Origin of the sequence: Marinifilum sp. N1E240, assembly GCF_009295825.1 — a bacterium.
Lineage (GTDB): Bacteria > Bacteroidota > Bacteroidia > Bacteroidales > Marinifilaceae > Marinifilum_A > Marinifilum_A sediminis.
Map to the genome: position 1 here is coordinate 469797 of NZ_WHKF01000002.1, position 20941 is coordinate 490737.

Annotated in this window: 19 protein-coding genes; 13 read left to right on the plus strand and 6 right to left on the minus strand. The window is 35.5% G+C overall.

Translation table 11 applies throughout. The features are described 5' to 3' along the window. Positions 1 to 21 precede the first annotated feature (21 nt). The 3 genes from GCQ56_RS06905 (at position 22) to GCQ56_RS06915 (ending at position 4484) form a co-directional block, all read left to right on the plus strand. Positions 22 to 855, plus strand: coding sequence for an endonuclease/exonuclease/phosphatase family protein (locus GCQ56_RS06905; RefSeq protein WP_152733683.1), 834 nt, complete (start codon positions 22 to 24; stop codon positions 853 to 855). A gap of 364 nt (positions 856 to 1219) precedes the next feature. Further along, positions 1220 to 3769, plus strand: coding sequence for a phosphoenolpyruvate carboxylase (locus GCQ56_RS06910; RefSeq protein ID WP_152733684.1), 2550 nt, complete (start codon positions 1220 to 1222; stop codon positions 3767 to 3769). Between the two features lie 97 nt (positions 3770 to 3866). Continuing rightward, positions 3867 to 4484 carry a tRNA (guanine-N1)-methyltransferase gene (locus GCQ56_RS06915; RefSeq protein WP_152733685.1) on the plus strand — a complete coding sequence of 206 codons (618 nt, stop codon included), beginning with the start codon at positions 3867 to 3869 and terminating at the stop codon, positions 4482 to 4484. An 80-nt stretch (positions 4485 to 4564) separates the two neighbouring features. On the opposite strand, the gene GCQ56_RS06920 is transcribed toward GCQ56_RS06915, so the two are convergent. Next, on the minus strand, positions 4565 to 4777 hold the full coding sequence (locus tag GCQ56_RS06920; protein ID WP_152733686.1) for a hypothetical protein: 213 nt from the start codon (positions 4775 to 4777) through the stop codon (positions 4565 to 4567). Between the two features lie 140 nt (positions 4778 to 4917). Between GCQ56_RS06920 and GCQ56_RS06925 the strand changes: the two genes are divergently transcribed. Together GCQ56_RS06925 and GCQ56_RS06930 are read left to right on the plus strand one after the other, a co-directional pair. Then, the gene (locus tag GCQ56_RS06925) at positions 4918 to 5622 is read left to right on the plus strand and encodes a Crp/Fnr family transcriptional regulator (protein WP_152733687.1); all 705 of its coding nucleotides are present in this window, start codon (positions 4918 to 4920) and stop codon (positions 5620 to 5622) included. Between the two features lie 142 nt (positions 5623 to 5764). Continuing rightward, the gene (locus GCQ56_RS06930) at positions 5765 to 6427 is read left to right on the plus strand and encodes a ferric reductase-like transmembrane domain-containing protein (RefSeq protein ID WP_152733688.1); all 663 of its coding nucleotides are present in this window, start codon (positions 5765 to 5767) and stop codon (positions 6425 to 6427) included. Here GCQ56_RS06930 and GCQ56_RS06935 read toward each other — a convergent pair. Continuing rightward, positions 6424 to 7098, minus strand: a complete 675-nt coding sequence (locus GCQ56_RS06935; protein ID WP_152733689.1) for a Crp/Fnr family transcriptional regulator — start codon at positions 7096 to 7098, stop codon at positions 6424 to 6426. The two genes, GCQ56_RS06930 and GCQ56_RS06935, sit on opposite strands and share 4 nt — an antisense overlap. Positions 7099 to 7287: 189 nt before the next feature. On the opposite strand from GCQ56_RS06935, the gene modA reads away from it, so the two are divergent. Genes modA through modC form a run of 3 tightly spaced genes read left to right on the plus strand, consistent with a single transcriptional unit; the run spans position 7288 to position 9867 of the window. Next, on the plus strand, positions 7288 to 8049 hold the full coding sequence (modA, locus tag GCQ56_RS06940) for a molybdate ABC transporter substrate-binding protein (RefSeq protein WP_227006019.1): 762 nt from the start codon (positions 7288 to 7290) through the stop codon (positions 8047 to 8049). A gap of 1 nt (position 8050) precedes the next feature. Beyond that, a complete protein-coding gene (modB, locus tag GCQ56_RS06945) occupies positions 8051 to 8746 on the plus strand; it encodes a molybdate ABC transporter permease subunit (protein ID WP_152733691.1) in 696 nt (231 codons plus the stop codon). A gap of 26 nt (positions 8747 to 8772) precedes the next feature. Further along, entirely contained in the window at positions 8773 to 9867 is a 1095-nt protein-coding gene (gene modC / locus GCQ56_RS06950; protein ID WP_152733692.1) for a molybdenum ABC transporter ATP-binding protein, read from the plus strand. A 49-nt stretch (positions 9868 to 9916) separates the two neighbouring features. On the opposite strand, the gene GCQ56_RS06955 is transcribed toward modC, so the two are convergent. Together GCQ56_RS06955 and mnmA are read right to left on the minus strand one after the other, a co-directional pair. Continuing rightward, complete coding sequence (locus GCQ56_RS06955; protein WP_227006020.1) at positions 9917 to 10162, minus strand: DUF3820 family protein; 246 nt, start codon at positions 10160 to 10162, stop codon at positions 9917 to 9919. A 72-nt stretch (positions 10163 to 10234) separates the two neighbouring features. Continuing rightward, on the minus strand, positions 10235 to 11335 hold the full coding sequence (mnmA, locus tag GCQ56_RS06960; RefSeq protein ID WP_152733693.1) for a tRNA 2-thiouridine(34) synthase MnmA: 1101 nt from the start codon (positions 11333 to 11335) through the stop codon (positions 10235 to 10237). Positions 11336 to 11525: 190 nt separating this feature from the next. Between mnmA and GCQ56_RS06965 the strand changes: the two genes are divergently transcribed. The 5 genes from GCQ56_RS06965 to GCQ56_RS06985 all read left to right on the plus strand — a co-directional run bounded on the left by GCQ56_RS06965 (position 11526) and on the right by GCQ56_RS06985 (position 18292). Continuing rightward, positions 11526 to 13907, plus strand: coding sequence for an outer membrane beta-barrel family protein (locus tag GCQ56_RS06965; protein ID WP_193323733.1), 2382 nt, complete (start codon positions 11526 to 11528; stop codon positions 13905 to 13907). 205 nt (positions 13908 to 14112) lie between these two features. Next, positions 14113 to 16158, plus strand: a complete 2046-nt coding sequence (locus tag GCQ56_RS06970; protein WP_152733695.1) for a M13 family metallopeptidase — start codon at positions 14113 to 14115, stop codon at positions 16156 to 16158. A 172-nt stretch (positions 16159 to 16330) separates the two neighbouring features. Beyond that, positions 16331 to 17119 (plus strand): RNase H family protein, encoded by a 789-nt coding sequence (locus GCQ56_RS06975; protein WP_152733696.1) that lies wholly within the window; start codon positions 16331 to 16333, stop codon positions 17117 to 17119. A gap of 237 nt (positions 17120 to 17356) precedes the next feature. Continuing rightward, positions 17357 to 17782, plus strand: a complete 426-nt coding sequence (locus GCQ56_RS06980; RefSeq protein WP_152733697.1) for a DUF3859 domain-containing protein — start codon at positions 17357 to 17359, stop codon at positions 17780 to 17782. A gap of 234 nt (positions 17783 to 18016) precedes the next feature. Next, a complete protein-coding gene (locus tag GCQ56_RS06985; RefSeq protein ID WP_152733698.1) occupies positions 18017 to 18292 on the plus strand; it encodes a hypothetical protein in 276 nt (91 codons plus the stop codon). Positions 18293 to 18355: 63 nt separating this feature from the next. Here GCQ56_RS06985 and purU read toward each other — a convergent pair whose 3' ends face one another. After that, entirely contained in the window at positions 18356 to 19219 is an 864-nt protein-coding gene (gene purU / locus GCQ56_RS06990; protein WP_152733699.1) for a formyltetrahydrofolate deformylase, read from the minus strand. A 227-nt stretch (positions 19220 to 19446) separates the two neighbouring features. After that, a complete protein-coding gene (locus GCQ56_RS06995) occupies positions 19447 to 20667 on the minus strand; it encodes a 6-phosphofructokinase (protein ID WP_152733700.1) in 1221 nt (406 codons plus the stop codon). Positions 20668 to 20941: the final 274 nt, after the last annotated feature.

Consider the following 20941-nt stretch of genomic DNA (forward strand, 5'->3'; position numbering starts at 1 on the left):
ATCTCTATAATTTCAAAGAAAATGAAACACTTACTATATTTCAGTTTATTGATTCTGTTTGGCTTCAACACAAATGCTCAAACTGTTCAGTTGATGACCTATAACCTTCGATACGACAATCCAAATGATGGAATCAACCGTTGGGATGCGAGAAAGGATAATGTCATTAATTTGATAGAAAAATACAGCCCAGATGTATTTGGGACGCAAGAAGGATTGAATCATCAGCTCGAATATTTAAATGAAAATTTAGATGCTTATTCTTACCTGGGAATTGGTCGTGATGATGGAAAGAAAAAAGGAGAGTATTGTGCTATTTTTTATAAAAAGGACGAGTTAAAAGTAATTGAACAATCTACTTTTTGGTTGTCAACTACTCCTGATAAAATATCAGTAGGTTGGGATGCTGTTTTGGAACGAATTTGTACATCTGCTCTTTTCGAAAATAAGAAATCGGGTGATCGTTTTTGGGTATTCAATGCTCATTTCGATCATGTGGGTAAAGAGGCGCAGTATGAAAGTTCTCAGTTAATCGTAAAGAAGATTCAGGAACTCAATAGCCAAAATTATCCTGCCATTTTAATGGGCGATTTAAACTTAAAACCAGAATCGAAGGCAATTCAATATCTATGTTCTGAACTGTTTGATAGTAATCTTAGAAATAAAAAGAATCCAAACTTGGGAACTTTTAATGCCTTTAAGCACGACAAAGAAGTTACCGATCGTATCGATTATCTCTTTACGGATGAAAACTGCAAGGTGAAGCGCTGTCAAATAATTGAGGATAAGATTGACTCTCGTTATCCTTCTGATCATTTGCCAGTAATAACAACAGTGCGTTGGAATAGGAAATAATCAACAAAATTTACAAAAGAACATACTATCTCCCCTTTCGGATTTATCTTATCCCTAAGGGGATAATTATTTAAAGGAAGGGGACAGACTTTCTCCCTTATGGTATAAGTTTTCGCCCCAAGGGGATGATCTTGGAGGACAAGGGGAGAACAATGCGCCCCTAAGGGATTTATATCATCCCCAGGGAGATGATCATTCTCCCCAAAGGGATATGTTTGCGGACATAGGGGATAAGCTTAATCCTCTATGGGAGAATTCTTATCCCCAAGGGGATTTTTGGAAGGCGTTAAATCAGCTACATTTTTATTATCTTAAGGCTTACAAGTATTCAGTTTATCAAGGGGGATAAAAAAATAAATAGCCTATGCTCTCAGAAAAATTTCAAAATGAAGTTGAATTAAAGTACAAATTGTACAACAGCATATTCCTGACCTTGCCTTTGGATGGAATTCACGGAACCGGAATACTGATTCCATTATTAAAAGATGAATGTACCAAAGGTTTGGAAGAAGGAAAATCTCCGGTAGAGATACTCAATCAATTTTTCGACAAACAAACCGAGTTCAAAACAGAAAAAGAACAACAGGACTTCATGTTTCGAGTGATAAGTTATATCGAACGACAAGTTGTTTTGTTAGATGCATTAGAAGATGCTGCATTTTTGAAGCTATACGATCCGGAGGGAAGAGGAAAATTGGAGTCTATTCGAAACAGACTTTCAGGTGAAGAAAGCAAATCTAAAATGAGTGAAGCTTTGCGAAGTTTGGCAGTTCGAATTGTGCTTACTGCTCATCCAACACAATTTTATCCGAGCACAGTTTTGGCAATTATCAACGATTTAATTGATGCTGTACAGAAAAATGATCTTTTACGAATAAAATTGCTGCTAACTCAATTGGGTAAAACACCTTTCTTCAAAAAAGAAAAACCAAAACCTTACGATGAGGCTAAAAGCTTAACTTGGTATTTGGAAAACATTTTTTATCATTCAGTTTCTGATCTTTATGGGGAATTGATGAAGGAAGTAGATGATCCTGAAAAGCAAAGTGGAGATGTTATTTCTTTTGGGTTTTGGCCAGGTGGCGATCGTGATGGAAATCCTTTTGTTAATACAGATACAACTTTAGCTGTAGCTGATCGATTGCGTAATATTCTATTCTCAAATTACCACAAAGATATTCGCGCATTACGAAGACGTTTGAGTTTTAAGGGCGTGTACGAATTGGTGGTTGATTTGGAAGAGAGAATTCTACAGTCAATAAATACTTCAGATCAGACAGATAAAATCTATCAGGAAGATATTTTACTGGCATTAAATAAAATTGAAAAGATTTTATTGGATGAGCATGATGGTTTTTTTGTGGATTTACTAAGAGAATTCAAAAATAAAATCAAATTATTTGGGACACATTTTGCTTGTATTGATATCCGACAAGACAGTCGAATCATTAAAAAAGCTTTTGATGTTTTGTGTGCAACCGCTCCGGAATTAAAAAATAAGAATTGCACACTTGACTTTGATGCTTTAACCAAACTTAAAACTGAGGTGTCGATGTTTCAAACCAATGATGAGGTTTACCGCGATACTTTGAATTTGTTCGAGACGATTAAAGAAGTTCAGTTGAGAAATGGTGAAGCTGCATGTAATCGTTTTATCATTAGTAATTGCCGTGGAGCAGAAGATGTAGCGCGGGTTTTTGCGATGTCGAGAATGTGTGCATGGCAAGATGAAGTACCCTTGGATATCATTCCATTATTCGAGACGATTGATGATTTAGAACAGGCGGATAAAACCATGCTAAAATTGTACGAGAATAAAGAATATTCGAAGCATTTGAATAGTAGAGGAATGAAACAAACCATTATGCTCGGGTTTTCGGATGGAACCAAGGATGGTGGATATTTTTCTGCCAATTGGAACATTTACAAAGCAAAAGAGAATATTACCAGGCTTTCCAGAGAGATGGGAATTACAGTTGCCTTTTTCGATGGACGCGGAGGACCTCCGGCTCGCGGTGGCGGAAATACCCATAAGTTTTATTCATCCCTAAGTAAGAATATCGAGAATCAGGATATTCAGGTTACCATACAAGGGCAAACTATTAGCTCGAAGTTTGGAACCAAAGATTCTGCAAAATTCTACCAGGAGCGTTTGATTTCAGCAGGCTTGGAAAATCGGTTGTTTGATGATGAGAGCAAACAGCTGAGTGAAACAGATCGATCTGTAATGGAAAAATTATCGAAGTATAGCCTGGAAGAATATCAGAGATTTAAAACTTCGGATAAGTTTGTGCCTTATCTGGAAGAAATGAGTGCTTTGAAATATTATGGAAAGGCTAATATTGGCAGTAGACCTGGAAAAAGAAACAAATCGGAGAAATTGAACTTTGAAGATTTAAGAGCGATTCCTTTTGTAGGTGCCTGGAGTCAGATGAAACAAAATGTACCAGGATTTTTTGGAGTAGGTACATCTCTGAAAAGGGTAGAAGAGGAGGGCGATTTTGAAGCCTGCAAAAAACTTTATCAAAAATCTTTATTTTTTAGAACTTTGGTGGAGAACAGCATGCAGTCTATCAGTAAATCGTATTTTAAACTGACTGAATACATGAAAAGTGATGAGGAATTTGGTGAGTTTTGGACCTGGATATATGATGAGTATCAATTGAGTATTGAAATGCTGATAAAAGTTTCCGGGCAATCACAATTGATGGAAAAATCAATGGTTTTAAGAGATTCGATTAAACTGAGAGAAGAAATGGTAATGCCATTGATTACAATTCAACAGTATGCATTGATAAAAATTCGCGAAATGGAGCAGAATAATGAAACAAAGCTAGCGAAATACAGTATATTGCAGAAGTTAGTGATACGATCTCTTTATGGAAACATAAATGCTAGTCGAAATTCTGCTTAGAAAATAGTTTAAGAAAATTTAGACAATCGGCAATTTTACTAGATGAATATCGTTTTCTTTGTAATCAGTAAATAATAATTATAGAAAACCAATGAACATGCACAAATCAATTCTTTCTTTTATTGTAATATTTTTAGTGTCTCTATCACTGTTTGCACAGGATACTCCACCTGCAAAAGAAGAAGTGAAACCCTCTCTTGATAATGGAACCATAAAAAGTCAATTCGATTACATGAAAAAGAAATCGAGCAATTGGCAAGATCATGAAGTGATTAAGGTAAACATGATCAATAAGTTTGGAGCTAATGTACAGGATACATTAAAATCATTTCGATCAAGATTAAAGGATTCTAAAGCATTGGTAGGGAAACAAAATAGTGAGATTACAACATTAAAGGCTGACATGCAGAAATTACAAAATCAGCTGGATGCGACTATCAAAGCGAAAGATAGCATGAAACTTTTTGGAGCAGAATTGCCTAAAGGAACTTACAATACAATTATGTGGGTAATTATTTTAGGCTCGTTGGCTGTAGCAGGAATTTGCTTTATGCTTTATAAACGAAGCAATACTGTTACTGTAGAAACCAAAACAACTTTAGAAGAGGTTCGTGAGGAATTTGATACGCACCGTAAGAATGCTTTGGTTCGTGAGCAGAAGCTTGCAAGAAAACTTCAGGACGAAGTAATAAAGAATAAAAATTTGGGACTTTAGTTCCTTCAGAAATTTAAAAAAAGAGGCTATATCCACACGGATGTAGCCTCTTTTTATTTTACCTTATTTTTAACAAATTACTACGCAATATTGTGAATTAGCTTTTTTGCCGCAAAGAATCCACCTATAAGCGACAGTGTAATCAAGCTAAGAGCAAACTTACAATAGAATCCACAATAGAATCCATCCTGAGCTCCAAAACTAAAAGCTGAACAACCAAGCGCAATTAAGAATAAGTAATCTGCAAACAAGATAATTGCAAAAAGTGATGATATGAATAACAGTTTTTTCATGAATTGTTTAATTCGTAATGTTAATACTGGAAAAAGTTAAAATCCTTTGTTTATTACAAAGTTACGATAGTATATAGGCGAAAATAGAATAGGTTTATGTGATTGTTTTATCTTATCTTTGTGATATATCTCACAGTATTATGCTATTTCAGTCAGATAATAAGATTTTCTCTAGTTGTCAGATGTGCGACGATAAGTCTTGTGCCGCTCAAAGTCTTTCTGTTCCCGAATTACGGCAGTTAAGTATGAGTTGTAATGAAGTGAAATTTGAGAAGGGAGAAATGATTTTATCCGAAGGTTCAATGACTTCTCATATTGTTTACCTTCGGGAAGGGTTGGTTAAAGAATACGGCAAATCTGGTTTGCATCAGGAATACATTCTTCAGGTAGTTAAGCCGCATTCATATCTGGGGCTTCACTCTATTTTTAGCGATACTTGCAATCATTATTCTTATTCTGCACTTACGCCAGTTCGTGTTTGTTTTATCGAGCTATCTGTTTTTTCTCAATTCATTAAAGAAAATGGACGCTTTAGCTATGAAATTCTATCATCGGTTTGCAATGATAGTTTGAACAATTACCATCGTTTTATCGATCAGCATCAAAAGAAGATATTTGGAAAAGTTGCGGACGCACTCCTGTATTTCTCAGAAATAATTTTCAAATCGGATGAATTTTTATTGCCATTAAGCAGAAAGGAAATTGCTCATATGATTGGCACAAGTCGTGAAAGTGTGTCTAAACAGATGTCAGGTTTCGAATCTGATAATATTATTAAAGTGAGCGGGCGTGCCGTATCCATTCTTGATTTGAATAAATTAAGGCAAATTAGTAAGGTAGGCTAGTTTCAGCACTGTTTAATCAACTTCTTTTTTTTCTTTATCACTTGAAATACCTAAATGTTGGTATTTTAAAAACAGATTATATTTTCCAATTTTGAAACATTCCAAATAATAAAAGATTGTGTATTGTTTTAAAGTGGGGTTTATGAGTTTTTTAAAGAAAAATTGGGCTTGGATTTTAGTTGTGTTGTTGGCTTTTCTGCCATTAATAAATATCTTTTCCTTTGTCAGTTTTAATTTCTCAAATAGTGATTTTGATATGATCCTATTCGACGATTATGAAGTACCTGAGAACATTGCTGAAAAAACCGGATTCGATATTGTTCCAGGAGTAAAAGTTGCAATTCATTCTACCGGCGAATGGGCAATACGCTGGATGATTGCTGTTTTAATGATCACACCATTTAGAATTGTATTTGGAACTAAAAGTAATTTGTATGTACGTCAGGCAATGGGAATTTCCTGTGGTGTATATGTGATGCTTCATGGCTTCTTTTTCATGTATCATGAAGGATTTTTTGCCATGTTTACTGAAGTGAATTTGGTATTGGCTGTTTTGGCATCTGTTATTATTATAATATTGACTCTTACCTCGAACCGAAGAGCAATGAAATACTTTAAGAAACGTTGGAAAAAGATGCACCGAATAGTTTATTGGGCTGCGGTATTATCCATTTTACATGTCGTTCTGCTGGGTGAAGGTTGGATGTTATACGGAATTTTATTCAGTTTAGGTTTGATTGTTCGCTTTGGTCCAGTTCGGGAATGGTTCGATGCTCGAAAATTTAAACTCGCAAAAGCGCTTTAATTTAAAGCGCTCGGATTTCTTACCAATATTCTTCTTCTATCGTAAGTTATTATTCCTTCTCGTTCCAATTCGTTGAGTGTGGTAGTAACGGTTTGCCTTGTTGTAGCAGCCAAGTTCGCGATATCCTGATGAGTCAGATTCAATCTGATTTCTCTCTCGTATCCAATTTTTATCCCGTGTTCTTCAATTAAATCCAGCAGCAAACATTTCACCCTTTCAGGAGCAGATTTAAACCACATTCGTTCCAATCTGCTACGCACTTTTTTCAGTCGAAAACCAATCAGTTTGGTTACTTTCAAACTTAGCCTGGGATGACTTGATAGAAAATTTTCGAAATCTTGAATATCTATATAACAAATTTCGGCGTATTCAGTAGTTGCAGCAATTTGTTCTCTAGTGCTTTGACCGGTAATTGCTAATTCTCCAAAGATTTCTCCGGGTCCAAGTATGGCATAAATCAATTCTTTTCCATCATCCGAAAAGGAGGAGATTTTTACTTTGCCTTTTTTGAGGAAGTAAACCGAATTTGCTTCATCGTTTGGTAAGTATATGGTTTGATTTTTCGTTGCTTCCAACATTTTTACACGCTTTCTTAGGTCCATTTTCTCTAAAAAAGTTAATGCTCCTAAAAAATTAAAATTCTCGAAATACCATAAGATTTTGTCTTGCATGAACGAGTTGATTTGGTGGATGTAAGATTACTCTCAAGTTACGAAAATTATTTATACTGATTAAAAATAAGAAGTCCTAAAAAAGAGTTAAATATCAATGAATATGTAAGATAATCTAACATATATGGATTCTTACCAAATGGTTTTACGGATATTTTAGTATTTTCAACAATCCCAACTGAATTTATGATGAGAAAGATTTTTCCTTACTGCTTTTTATTCCTGATTCTAATATCATGCTCGAACAAAGAGAAAAAGAGTAAAAGTATTACTGTTTTTGCTGCAGCAAGTGTTACCAATGTAATTCAGGAAATAGCGAAATCATATTCAAAGGAAACAGGAGTTAAGATTCGATTGAATATTGCTTCTTCGGGGATATTGGCAAGACAAATTGAAAGTGGAGCTGATTTTGATTATTACATATCAGCAAGTAAAACCTGGATGGATTATGTGGATTCGAACAAATTAGTTGCACACAATTCTGTTTGTATTGTTGCTGGAAATTCTTTGGTTGCGATTGTTCCTAATAACAGCGAGATATCTGTAATCGATACAAGTAATATTTATAATTTTCCTAAACTTTTTCGTGGAAGATTATCACTTGGAGATCCTGGACATGTGCCGGTTGGGAAATATTCAGTTCAAGTTTTAAAGTATTATCAGTGTAATGAGACTTTATTGGATAGATATTTGCCTGCAAAAAATGCCAGAGATGCATTGTTTATGGTAGAAATGGCTGAGTGTGGAATGGGAATGGTTTATGCTTCGGATGCAATAAATTCTCAAAAGGTTAAAATCATTTATGAATTCCCTGATAAAGCTTGTGATCCAATTAGATATTATGCAGCTATAAGTAATGGCGAGAATCAGTATATGAATCAATTTCTTGAATTTATGAAATCGGATCAGGTTAAAGAAATTTGGAAGCGGAACGGGTTTAAAGATTTGTAAAATGAATGAATTCTTGAGTTTTACAGAAGTAGAATTAGAGGCAATCGGATTATCATTCCGAATTGCTTTATGGTGTGCTTTTTTAATTTTACCACCAGCAATTCTCTTGGCTTGGTGGTTAGCTAGAAAGAATTTTCGAGGAAAATCATTAGTTGAAGGATTTGTTAATTTGCCTTTAGTTTTGCCTCCGGTTGCCTCCGGGTTTATTTTGCTCTTATTATTAGGATCGAATGGAGTTTTAGGAAGTTGGCTTCACGAATGGTTTGGAATTAAGATTGCCTTTACGTTTTATGCCGCGGTTTTGGCTTCGATGATAGTATCCTTTCCTTTAGCAGTTCGTGCCATTCGTTTGGCAATAGAAATGGTTGACCCTGGTTACGAAGAGGCAGCTAAAACTCTTGGAGCAAATTCATTTCAGACCTTTATTAGAATTACCTTACCGTTGGCATTACCTGGAATAATTAGTGGATTTGTTTTGGCTTTTGCCCGATCATTGGGTGAGTTTGGAGCTACCATTATTTTTGCGGGAAACATTTCCGGAGAAACACAAACCATTCCTTTAGCTCTTTTTAATCAGATACAAATACCGGGACAGGAAACATCTGCTTTTCGATTGTTGTTGGTGGCTGTTGTATTTTCGTTTATGGCGATGGCCTTTTCCGAATTGTTGGTGAAAAAATTACATCGTCGCAGATAAGTTGAATTAAAAGAATCTATTACAATATGCATGCATTATCAGCCAAATTAAAAGTTAAGAAAGGAGAGTTTTCTCTTGATGTAGAGGTTGATTTCATTAAAGGAATTACTGGGGTTTTCGGTCCTTCGGGAGCTGGAAAAACAACTCTCATGCATTTATTGGTAGGATTGGAACATCCTGATGAAGGAACAATTTCCATAGAAGAGCAAGCAATCGTAGATTCCAAAAAGAACCTTTGGACCAAACCCCGCAAAAGAAGAATTGGGTATGTGTTTCAGGAAGGAAGACTGTTTCCGCACATGACTGTGAAAAAGAATCTTCTGTTTGCAAGTGAGTACAGTTCAGCTGATGAACAAATTATTGAATTTGATGAGCTGGTAGATTTGTTGGAGATTAGAGATTTATTGGAGAAAAGACCTCGTAGTTTATCAGGCGGAGAGAAACAAAGAGTAGCTATTGGTCGTGCTTTGTTAAGCGCTCCGAAATTACTGTTAATGGATGAGCCATTCTCATCATTAGATGTTGCATTAAGAAGACAAATTATTCCTTATCTGATAAAAATAAATAGAAAATTGGGCATTCCAATGTTGGTTGTAAGCCACGATTTACCTGATTTATTAAGCTTGACACAAGAACTGTTTCTACTGCGTAATGGTAGAGTAGAAGGACATGGTAATTATTTTGATCTGATTCAGGAAGAAAATTCATTGGATATAATGCGTGGAGCAGGTTTGTTGAATGTTATTCCCTTTAAAGTTGAATCGCACGATACAGTATACGGGCTAACCAATTTAATGAATAAAGATGCTAGTCATGAAATACATGTGGAGCGTGAATTAATTTGTGATTGTTGTAGGATTGGTGATGAGATAAATGTATCACTTCGTCCCGAAGATATAGCGATTACATTAGAAGAAATTCCCAACATATCCATTCGCAATCAGTTAAAGGGAAGAATTTCCAAAATCATAAAAAAGGAGAATCGTATTTACTGCCTGGTAGATGTGGGATTTTTATTGGTTGTTTCGGTAACGCAAGCATCTCAACAAAAAATGAATCTCATCGAAGAAAAAGAAGTTTGGTGCCTTTTTAAATCAATGGCGCTGCAGGTGAATGTATAAATGTATTGGATGTAGAGACGCAAGGCTTTGCGTCTCCACGAATTTATTTTTATTGATATTTTTTGCATAATGGACGAAGCATTCCTTCCAATCCATTCAGTTTTATTTCATACATGGAAGCCATCATTTCGCCTAATTTCCCAGGAGGAAAACCTTTTTCTCTGAACCAAACCAAATAAGGTTCTGGCAAATCAATCAAATAACGACCTTTGTACTTTCCAAAAGGCATACGCATTTGTATCAATTTGATTAACGCCTCGTTCATTTCTGCTTTATCAGGAGATGATTGTTCCATATATTGTATTTATTGAATGTTTGTTTTATGTCGTAGAGACGCAATGCCTTGCGTCTTTATAGATATTTGGTGTTAATCATTATTTTCTGCAAATCCACCACCTATTAATTTATCACCAATGTAAAAGGCGACAGGTTGACCCGGAGCAATTGCCCACGCGGGTTGTTCCAAATTAACAATTAATTCATTCTCATTTACGATTGTGATCTTTGAAAAGCCTTCCGGATTTCTTCCTAAACCACGAACTAAAGTTGTGATGTTTGCAGCTTCACTGTCTTTAATATCATGAAAATAGTAATCGGAAACACGAATTTGTAATTTGTTTAGATCATTCTTGCTTTCAAGAATTAAGGTGTTGTTTTTAGCATCTATCTTGCTCACCATTAAGCCCGATTTTTCCTTCAGTTCCAATCCTCGTTTCTGACCAATTGTGTAATAAGGATATCCATCATGTTCACCCAATTCTACACCATCAGGACTTAGCACTTTTCCTTTTCCAATTTTGTCATTGATATCAGGCACCATTTCCTGTAAGAAATCACGGTAATCTTTTCGATCCATAAAGCAAACGCCCATGCTTTCCTTCTTTTTGGCTACTTCTTCGAAACCAAAAGATTTGGCAATTTCCCGTACTTCTGGTTTGCTGTATTTGCCAAGAGGAGTTAGAGTTCTTGATAAAATATCCTGCTTTAAATTCCACAGAAAATAGGATTGATCTTTAACCGGATCATTCCCTTTATAGATGTAATAATTGTCTGCTTCTTTTTCAATACGGATGTAATGACCAGTAGCAATTTGTGCACAATTCAATTCATCAGCTTTCTTAAGTAATAATTTCCACTTTAAATTCGGATTGCACTGAATACAAGGACTAGGTGTTCTTCCAACCATATATTCGTCAAGAAAAAATTGAATGATTGTATCTCGAAATTCACGACGAGCATCAATTACATGATGTTCTAAACCCAATTTAGCTGCTAGTTTTTGCGCATCGCTTATAAAATCTGGATAAGTATCGTTTGAATCGTATGAATGAGTATTGGTATAGAACCAAAGAGAAACACCAATTACTTCGTATCCCTGTTCTTTAAGCATCATTGCAGTAACAGAAGAATCTGTTCCTCCGCTCATTCCTAAAATCAATCTTCCCTTCGTTTCTTCCGCACTATGCATATAATGAAAAATTAGGTGTTATTATGTTTTGATAATTTGACCTGTAACTTTTTGAAATATCTGTTCGTCTTGTGTTTGATATTACATAAGATATTAGATCTAAACTTTGCCAAATATCAGAAAAAGATAAGAGATAGACAATTTAGAGATGTTTACAATCTTTAAAATTCATGAACCCAAAAGAATCGAAATGAAAATCAGGTTATTACTGTTATTTTTCCTTTTATTATTGCAAAATATACATGCTCAGAACTGTAAAATCACAGGAAAAATAATTGACGAACAGAATTCAATGCCTCTTCCATATGCCAATGCAATTTTAACTTCATTAAGTGATTCTACCATTTTACTGGGCGCAATTTCGAATGACAATGGAGTTTTTGAAATTGAAAAAATAGAAAAGGGAAAATACAATTTGATGTTAAGTTTTATGGGCTACCAGTCGGTGGAATTTAAAGAGGTGAACGTATACAAGGGTACAAGAAATATTGGTGAAATAAAGTTGAAGGCATCAAGTGAAAATTTAAGTGAAGTAACTGTGAAGGCTGTTAGATCTCCTGTAAGTTATAAGGTAGATCGTAAGGTAATAAATGCTTCTAGCTTTCCGGAAGCCAGTGTAGCTTTGGATCTTTTGGAGAATGTTCCTTCTTTAGAAGTTAGTTTTGAGGGAGAATTAACTTACCGTGGTGATGGAACCTTTAAAGTATTTATAAACGGACATCCGGTAAGAAATGGTGTAGAGAAAATGCAGCAATTGGATGCATCTAAAATTGATAAGATAGAGGTAATTACAAATCCATCTGCAAAGTATGATGCTGAAGGCACGGCGGGAATTATTCAAATTATCTTAAAAAAGAATAGACTGGAGGGATATGCGATTACTTCCAGCGCACAAGTTTCAACCAACGATACAAAGCGTTTTTCATTAGCAATTGATAAGCAATCGGAAAAAGGAGGTTGGTATATTAATGGGAATGCTGGTAAACACTATTGGAGGAATGTTGAGATCGATGGTAAAAAGATCAACAATTATGAGAATCAGCAATATTTAGTGGATTATCACAAAGATGGCAAAGCATCTGGAACCAATGCATATGTAGAGTTTGGTTTTAATTATGATGTAACAGATAAAGACTGTATTGATTTTAATATCAATGTAAACCCCTTATTGTTAGGTAATGATCATGAGGCAAGCGGACATTTTGTTGAGCGGACTTTACAGGATGGAAATGAAATCAATTACGAAGAGTACGATTTGGAAAACAGCAACAAAAGTGATTATCAATATCTGGGAACTACATTTGAATACGAGCATAGTTTTACAAAGAATAAAGATCATTTATTGTCATTTTATGCCGATTATTCTACCTATTTGCATCGGTATATTGGAAATGTAATTGATACGAAAACATATGACGATAGAATTGAAAGGATAGGCTCAAGAGACACCGAAAGTAACGAAACTTTTGTAAGTCTAAAATTGTGTTATGCGAATAAGTTGAGTGAAAATTCTTCTTTTGAAATTGGTGGACAGGTAGATACGGATCATATTCCTAAAATGACCGTCACCAATGGAACTTACGATTCCAATGATGTGTTTACTCCTTTACCTAATGATCCAATCGATCAGGAGGTAATCTTCGAGAGAGATATTTATGCTGGTTTTGCCACATTTAAAAGTAAGATTGGTAAGTTGGAATATAAATTAGGTTTTAGGGCTGAATGGACCAGTCGACAGTCGGATTATGAATATACCGATCAGTTGGGAGCAAGAATCAAACAACCATCAAGTAAAGATTTTTGGGATTTTTTTCCAAGTGCACATGTCTTATATAATTTTACCGATGAGCATCAAATGGGAGTAAGCTATTCGCGACGAATCAGAAGAGCTAATTATTGGTCTTTGTCTCCATTTAGAACATATAATGATTCCTATTCTTATGAGGAAGGGAACGGAAATTTAATGCCTTCTTATTCCAATTCCTATGAATTAAACTATAAAAAATCTTGGAACAAAGATTTTATCGGATTTGAACTGTTTGCAAAAGAATCTTCGGATGTAATTCAGGATTATTATCGATTGGAGTCAGAAAATGTGAGTGTTTCTTCGCAAGCTAATATTGGAAATTCGTTGAGCTTAGGTCTTGAAATTATGAGCGGAGTTGACCTGTATTCCTGGTGGAATGTAAATTTTTCAACAAATATTTATCATTATCAGTTGGATGTTGATTATGAAGATCAGAATTCAAGAGAGGAACAATTTAAATTCGATTCCAGGTTGAATAATATATTTACATTACCTAAGAATTTTACTTTTAAATGGGATGTGAAATACAGGAGTCGACACATTTCGGTACAGTCGGAACGCGAAGCCTATATTTCTTCGAATATGGCAGTAAAAAAATCGATAAAGGATGATCAGTGGCAGATATTACTATCGGTGAGCAATGTATTCAATAGCATAAAGTACAAGAACACGACCAAAGGTGATAATTTTATTTTTGAAGATGAATACCGACACAAGCCATCAGTCATGTTAAAATTGACTTACAATTTTGACAATCAGAAATAGATTTTTTCTTGTATTTTTAAAGCAGATATAGCTATTTTACTCTTTCTACTTACTTGTACGAATTCAACATATTGCTTTCGCTTAAGATAAGCAAAGCCAATTGATCTTGAGATTAACATTACTTATCGAAAAAATACATGTTTTGTTCTGTTTTTTTCTATTTTCGCCTTATCTAATAGGATAATTATTTACTTAAATAATAAACATGAAAACTAGAAAACTAACAGGGGGAATGGTAGGGCTTGTTTTAGCTTTAACTATCGCCGTGGGATGTACGCAAGAAGCTCCCAAAGGTCTTGGCGTAATTAAAAAAGAGGATATGAACTTATCCGTAAAGCCAGGAGTCGACTTTTTTGAATATTCGAACGGAACTTGGATGAAAAATACTCCAATTCCTGCTGATAAAAGTCGTTATGGTGCTTTTGATATTTTAGGAGAAAGCGCAAACGAAGCGGTTCACAATTTGCTGGAAGAAGCTGCAAAAACTGAAAATGCTGAAGAGGGAAGTAACTTGAAAAAGATTCAGGATTTCTATGCTACAGCAATGGATGTTAAGAAAATTGATGAAGTAGGAATTAAACCATTACTGCCTGAGTTTGAAAAAATTGACGCGCTTAAAAATGCCAACGATTTACGCATCGAATTGGTGCACCTTCACAAAATGGGGGTAAGTGCTTTGTTTGGAGCAGGTGTTGAGCAGGACATGAAAAATACAACTGTTAACAGAATGTATTTGAGCGAAGGAGGTCTTTCTTTATCAGATCGTGATTACTATGTTGCCGATAATGAGACAAGTGAAAATATCCGTAAAGAGTTTGTGAAGCATGTTGCTAAAATGTTTGAACTAATTGGTGAAGACACGAAAGTAGCAGAAAAAAATGCGAAACGAATCATGAAATTCGAGACTCGTATGGCTGAAAAATTCAACACTCGTTTGGAGAATAGAAATTACCCTGCAATGTACAATCCTAAAACAGTTGAAGTTTTAGAAACTGAATATCCAAATTTTGCATGGGGAGCCTACTTTAAAGAAATGGGTGCCGACATTAAGGAGTATGTAATTACAACTCATCCAAGATATATGGAAGAATTGAACAACATGCTGGTTGATGAAAAAATGGAAGATATCAAGTTGTACTTGAAATGGAAAGTTTTAGACGATGTTGCCGGTGCTGTTGGTTCTGAATTGGAAAAGCAAAATTTTGCATTCTACGGAACGGTTTTAACGGGAGCTACAGAGCAACAGCCACGTTGGAGACGCATGTCGAAAACAACTGGTTCTGTTTTAGGCGAAGCAGTTGGTCAATTGTACGTTGAGAAATATTTCCCACCTGAGGCTAAAGTAAGAATGGACGAGTTGGTAAAGAACTTGAAAATTGCTTTGCGCGGAAGAATTGAGAAGTTGGAGTGGATGAGCGACGATACCAGAAAAGAAGCATTGGCTAAATTAGATGCTTTTGGTGTAAAAATTGGATATCCTGAGAAGTGGGAAGATTATTCAAAATTAGAAGTTGCAACAGATTCATACGTAGAGAACCTTTGGAGAGCGGCTCGTTTCGGAACAGCGAAAAACTTTGCAAAATTAGGAGAGCCAGTTGATACAGAAAAATGGGGAATGACTCCACAAACTGTAAATGCATACTATCACCCATTGTTGAACGAAGTTGTTTTCCCAGCAGCAATTCTGCAGCCTCCATTCTTTTATATGAATGGTGACGATGCTGTAAATTATGGAGCTATTGGTGTTGTAATTGGTCATGAAATGACTCACGGTTTCGATGATTCTGGTCGTAGATTCGATAAGGATGGAAACATGAGAGATTGGTGGACTGCTGAAGATACAGAGAAATTTACAGCAAGAGCTGAAAAGTTAGTAGATCAGTTTAACGGTTTCCAGGCATTCGAAGATTTAACTGTTGATGGTAAATTAACCTTGGGCGAGAACATTGCCGATTATGGTGGATTAACTGTTGCCTTAGAAGCATACAAAATGTCATTGAATGGTGAGCAGCCAGCTGATATTGAAGGTTTCAATAACATGCAGCGTTTCTTCCTTGCTTATGCAAAAGTTTGGAGAGGAAATGTACGCGATAAGTACTTAAGAAAATTGATTAAGGAAGATGTTCACTCGCCAGGAAAATATCGTGTAAACGGCGGTTTATTCAATATTCCTGAGTTTTACGAAGCATTCGAGATTAACGAAAACGATCCATTGTATCGTACCGAAGATCAAAGAGCTGTAATCTGGTAAATCAAAATATACCTGTCAGAGTTCAAAGATCCTGACAGCGTAATTTTAATAATAATATTAGAGCCGTCCCATGTTATTGGGGCGGTTTTTTTGTGTATTCATGTAAGACTTGGCAATAAGATCTACAGATTTCGCCGCAATACTGTAAATTGAAGAATAAATTCATTTCAACTTGAAAGTATTTAAAACCATATTGCAGATTCGATCGAAAAGTGCACTAAAAATTGAGTGCTTGCTTTCCGATGAGCGTGAGGAAATTCAATTAATCTACTTCCCCGAAGAGAGAAGTATTGCTTGTACCGAGGATACACATCTGTCGCAAATGATTTGCAAACTCCAGTTTCAGTTCGAAAAGGTGATACGAACAGCTATAAAGGGCAAACTTAATATAGGTGAACCTATTAACTGCGTATTTATTGATGGTTTTAATTTTTTAAGTCGGCTAGAGTTCAATCAGTACATACGAGTTGACAGACGTAATGAAAAGCTGAATATTACCACCAATAAAACCGAGATAAAGGATATTCATAAAATATATGCTGATGGATCTCACTCCATTGAATTAAATCAGTCAGGTTATGGCGGATTTGTAGAATCTCCCACTGGAATACAGGAAGTCTATTATCAAACCATTAAGGAGGGAAGCAGTAACTTAATGGAACTGATGGCGGTAATTGAAGGTCTTCAACGCCTTAAATACCAGGATAAAATACAAGTGAATACCGATAGTCGTTTTGTGATAAGAGGATTGGTACAATGGGTTCATTTTTGGAAGCATAACAATTGGCAAACGGCTTATGGTCACGAGGTGAAATTTGTTCAATGCTGGAAGCAAATCGATCAGTTATGCCATGATAAATTGATAGAGTTAAAATGGATCAAAGGAAACTCAGACAATCACAAGCAAGCTTTTTGCCATCAGTTGGCTCGTAATTCTGCGAATGGGAAGAATAGCAATTAAGAATGATTTTTATGTAATTAAAACTGCTGGAGTTAAAATTTCTGGCAAGTGGATTAAATTCTACACAAGCTATTTTCATATGTCCTCTGTTTTTGTAATAGGCTTTTTATAGCATAAATAGTTTTTTATACAAGTTCTGCTTCGTAAACTGGAACTAGTGAGGTGCAGTCTAATAAAAAAAGCTGTAGTTTTGATGCTCTAACTCAAAGTGAGGGTATCAATCATTAAAGAAAAAGAATGAATATAAAAATAGTTAATTACGGAATTTGTAAGGCGATAGGAGAGACAAAGAGAGAATATGTTCCGGGGAGTTCTACAGGATACTTTTTGCATTCCGATGGTATGGAGTTTCAGGAAAGAACTGATGTTATTCAAGTTGTAACAGGATTGAGTTTTGGAATTAGCTATAGCTTCGAGATTGATTCAATGGAGCCAGAACGTGTTGATTTTATTTGTAGGATAAGACATCCTAAGTTGGTAAATCCGGAAACGAAGGAAGAATTTGTTGAAACCACTGAGGCAAAAGACGAATGGAGCGATGAGTTGGGCTTCGATTTCTACACCTTCGAGTTCGACTGGGAAATGCAGCTCGGCGAATGGGTTTTTGAGATTATTCATAAGGACAAAGTAATGTGCAGTCAGACCTTTATTTTGAAAGAGTAATTTTTTTGATGCTCTCACTCCAAGTAAGAGTATCAATTCGATTAATGAGAGCATCACAGAAAGTGATATTTTCATGTGTATTGTGAATGCAATATGAAAATCCTACCTATTAGTTGGTTCACTGTCATGCTAATTTTTTTTATAGTATCTTGTCTTAAGCGAAGGGCATACCACAATAATGCGTACTGCTAGTCCTTGTGTTTAATGACTAATATCCATAAAATAAATTAGACTATGACCTTAATAGAATTACTTGATATCGCAAAGATTCAGATGAAAGGATTATCAGCTTTAGAAACTCCTGATTTTCGTTTGGAACAGGCTGAGTATTTGGCAGACGATGACATTTGGGAGATTGTGGTATCCTATTTAATTGAGAATACAAATAAAACGGCAACTCCTTCAGCTGCACTTACCTCGGAGCACCAATTTTATAGAGTTTATAAAAGGATTAGAATAGATAATGACAAAAATATTGTTGGCTTTTATATCTATGACAGTAAAACATGATTCGTTTTGACTTAAATGATAGATATTGGTCACCCGAGCTTTGAGCTGGGAGACCAAATTACTTTAACCAAACACAATCGTTCTTGTTCCATCAACAATAATACGATGTTCTGCTTTGTAGCTCAATGCACGCGCCAGAACGATTCGTTCCAAATCACGACCTTTACGTATTAAATCGGGAATGGTATCCTTGTGCGTAATTCGCATGATATCTTGTTCGATGATTGGTCCTTCGTCTAAATCTGCGGTAACGAAATGGCTGGTTGCACCTATCATTTTAACGCCTCGTTCGTAGGCTTGTTTGTATGGGTTTCCGCCAACAAATCCAGGTAAAAAAGAGTGATGAATATTGATAATTTTATTGCGATATTCCTGAATAAAATTAGGCGAGAGTACTTGCATGTAACGAGCCAATACCACCAAATCGATATCGTATTCTTTTAATAAAGCAATCTCCTTAGCTTCCTGTTCAGCCTTTGTTTCTTTTGTAATCGGAAATACATGATAAGGAATACTCTGGGCATCGGCAATGTGCTGCAAATCGGGATGATTTGAAATGATCAATGGAATTTCGATATCGTACTCGTTCATATTGTATCGCCACAAAATCTCTTGCAAGCAATGATCGTATTTGGATACAAAAATGGCTACACGCTGTTTTTGTCCTGAGAATTCTATTCTCCAGTGCGCTTTAAACTCTTTGGCAAATGGTTCAAAAGCGGTATGCAATTGCGATGCAGGAATGGTAGAATTTTTTAGGTTCCAAACCACACGAAAGGAAAAGAATTCCTGATTTTGATTTACATGCTCATCCAAAGCAATGATATTGCCACCACTTTGATAAATAAATTGTGTGATTTTAGCAACAATCCCGTTCTGATCGGGACAAGTTAGAAGTAAATATGCATTTACGTTATTTTCAGACATATTCGTGCGTATAATTGGTTTTTACTTAAAATTTACGAATTGTCCGTTAGAATTGTATAGGTGTGTATTGCAAAAATAGAAATTTTACAGGAATATGTATTATTCAGGAGAGAATCTTTCTCTATCTGTCAGGTTTTTAAAACCTGATTGATCTGGATCTATCTATAAAAAAAGCAGCCGAGAATTAATCTGGCTGCTTTGTATATTTTAAATCGGGAAAGTTTGATTTATTCCCAGTTCAAGATCTTTTTGAACAAATAGTTCTCAGCATCCGGAAGATATTCTTTGGCTGCTTCCAAATCTTCTTCAGTTAAATAGTGAAGGTTGTAATTCACTACCGATTGAACTTTTTGGCTATTTACATCTACCAAACGAGGTTTCACTTTTCCATTTTCATCTTCTACATCTTTTAGGAACAATGGAGAAGCATCCCCTTTAGGATCAACAGTAACCATACATTTCGAATGACCTTGTTTGAAAAGTGTGTAAACACCATCACCCAATAAAGTACAAAGACTTAAATCGAAACCGATAGGTCGGCAGCAACGCAAACCAAATCCTAACTCAACCGGACGAGTTCCGATGTTCAATCCGTAAGATTTAATTTTACGCTGAATAAGCATATTGAAAACATGAGATTTACTCACGTTAAACAATTCAGGATGACCGTGTGCATCGTATGTAAAGTTAACACCTGTACTTTCAATTTCTTCATCACTCATAAAATGGAAAACACCTTCGCTGATTACTGCGGCACCATAGTTCAAGCCTAGAATTCTACGTTTAATGATAGATGAGATAACTAATTGAGCGATTTTGTCGGCAGAGATATCAGTTTTATTAAACATCTCAGGAATGATGATCATAGGAAAATGACAAGCTGCACCAATACCAAATGCAAGGTGACCCGCTTCGCGTCCCATGGCAGCTAAAACAAACCAGTTCTGAGATGTTCTTGCATCTTCGTAAACGGTAGTTGCAATTTTTACACCTTCATCTTTTGCCGAATGGAATCCAAATGTAGGACTTCCCTCTGGCAATGGTAAATCGTTATCAATGGTTTTAGGAACATGAATGTTTGAGATATTCACATTGTTATCGCCTAAGTATTTGCTAATTCTGTTGGCAGTAGAGGCAGTATCGTCACCACCTACAGTAACCAAAAGCTTCACATTGTTCTCAACAAAGAATTTAGTTGTAAAATCACTATCCTTTGGCTTAAAGCGACTCATTTTTAGATGAGAACCACCTTTGGTGAAAATGCCATCAAGAGTTGCGAAATCAAGTTCTTCCATCTTACGATCTTCCGAGAAAAGACCTTTATATCCTTCGTGCAAACCGATTACTCTGTAACCGTTTCTTAAAAACACTTTCCCAACACTACTTATTACGGTATTAATCCCAGGAGCCGGACCGCCACCACACAAAATTACAACAGAATCTTTCATTTTTTTGTATCAATTTTTGGGATCAAGTAATACTTTGGTATCCCATTTTTTTTTAAGATGCGCCAAAGATATATGTTTTGATTTGATATACTGAGGAAGAAGAATGAAATATTAAACAGTTTTCTAGAAATTAAAGTCGTGTTAGAACAAATAGTGATGTTCGCTTGTATTAAGGCTAGGCTAAATAATACTTGGATAGGATAGAATTTAAAACGATTATTAGTTCTTGAACAAAAAGGTTTTAGGGGGTAATTCTATTCTATCCATTCTAAGC